Source organism: Proteus sp. HMSC14B05 (genome assembly GCF_001808035.1).
GTDB lineage: Bacteria > Pseudomonadota > Gammaproteobacteria > Enterobacterales > Enterobacteriaceae > Proteus > Proteus mirabilis.
Genome location: NZ_KV791973.1, coordinates 1 through 1,776, shown reverse-complemented (window position 1 = coordinate 1,776; position 1,776 = coordinate 1). Strand labels below are relative to the sequence as shown.

Here is a 1,776-nt window from a genome sequence, read left to right as displayed (position 1 = left end):
GTTGGGTAGGGGAGCGTTCTGTAAGCCTGCGAAGGTGTACTGTGAGGTATGCTGGAGGTATCAGAAGTGCGAATGCTGACATAAGTAACGATAATGCGGGTGAAAAACCCGCACGCCGGAAGACCAAGGGTTCCTGTCCAACGTTAATCGGGGCAGGGTGAGTCGACCCCTAAGGCGAGGCTGAAAAGCGTAGTCGATGGGAAACGGGTTAATATTCCCGTACTGGTGGTAACTGCGATGGGGGAACGGAGAAGGCTAGGTTGTCCGGGCGACGGTCGTCCCGGTTCAAGCAGGTAGGCAGAGTGATTAGGCAAATCCGGTCACTTAATGCTGAGATGTGATGACGAACCACCAAGGTGGTGAAGCAATTGATGCCCCGCTTCCAGGAAAAGCCTCTAAGCTTCAGGTTACCAACAATCGTACCCCAAACCGACACAGGTGGTCAGGTAGAGAATACTCAGGCGCTTGAGAGAACTCGGGTGAAGGAACTAGGCAAAATGGTGCCGTAACTTCGGGAGAAGGCACGCTGGCGGTAGGTAAAGTCCCTCGCGGACGGCGCTGAAGCCAGTCGAAGATACCAGCTGGCTGCAACTGTTTATTAAAAACACAGCACTGTGCAAACACGAAAGTGGACGTATACGGTGTGACGCCTGCCCGGTGCTGGAAGGTTAATTGATGGGGTCAGCCGTAAGGCGAAGCTCCTGATCGAAGCCCCAGTAAACGGCGGCCGTAACTATAACGGTCCTAAGGTAGCGAAATTCCTTGTCGGGTAAGTTCCGACCTGCACGAATGGCGTAATGATGGCCAGGCTGTCTCCACCCGAGACTCAGTGAAATTGAACTCGCTGTGAAGATGCAGTGTACCCGCGGCAAGACGGAAAGACCCCGTGAACCTTTACTATAGCTTGACACTGAACATTGAGCCTTGATGTGTAGGATAGGTGGGAGGCTTTGAAGTGTGGACGCCAGTCTGCATGGAGCCAACCTTGAAATACCACCCTTTAACGTTTGATGTTCTAACCTAGGCCCATAAACTGGGTCGGGGACCGTGTCTGGTGGGTAGTTTGACTGGGGCGGTCTCCTCCTAAAGAGTAACGGAGGAGCACGAAGGTTGGCTAAGCATGGTCGGACATCATGCGGTTAGTGCAAAGGCATAAGCCAGCTTGACTGCGAGAGTGACGGCTCGAGCAGGTACGAAAGTAGGTCTTAGTGATCCGGTGGTTCTGAATGGAAGGGCCATCGCTCAACGGATAAAAGGTACTCCGGGGATAACAGGCTGATACCGCCCAAGAGTTCATATCGACGGCGGTGTTTGGCACCTCGATGTCGGCTCATCACATCCTGGGGCTGAAGTAGGTCCCAAGGGTATGGCTGTTCGCCATTTAAAGTGGTACGCGAGCTGGGTTTAGAACGTCGTGAGACAGTTCGGTCCCTATCTGCCGTGGGCGTTGGAAGATTGAGAGGGGTTGCTCCTAGTACGAGAGGACCGGAGTGAACGCACCACTGGTGTTCGGGTTGTCATGCCAATGGCATTGCCCGGTAGCTAAGTGCGGAAGAGATAACCGCTGAAAGCATCTAAGCGGGAAACTTGCCTCGAGATGAGTCTTCCCTGTCGCTTTAAGCGACCTAAAGGAACGTTTAAGACTAAGACGTTGATAGGCTGGGTGTGTAAGCGTAGCGATACGTTGAGCTAACCAGTACTAATGAACCGTGAGGCTTAACCTGACAACACCGAAAGTGTTTTGTCAGAGAGACGAAACAATGAAGTCAGCTTGTT

General features: G+C 52.8%; 1 rRNA gene. It reads left to right on the top strand.

The features are described 5' to 3' along the window. Positions 1-1,724 (top strand): 23S ribosomal RNA (locus HMPREF3129_RS03965); the annotation flags it as partial. Positions 1,725-1,776 lie beyond the last annotated feature (52 nt).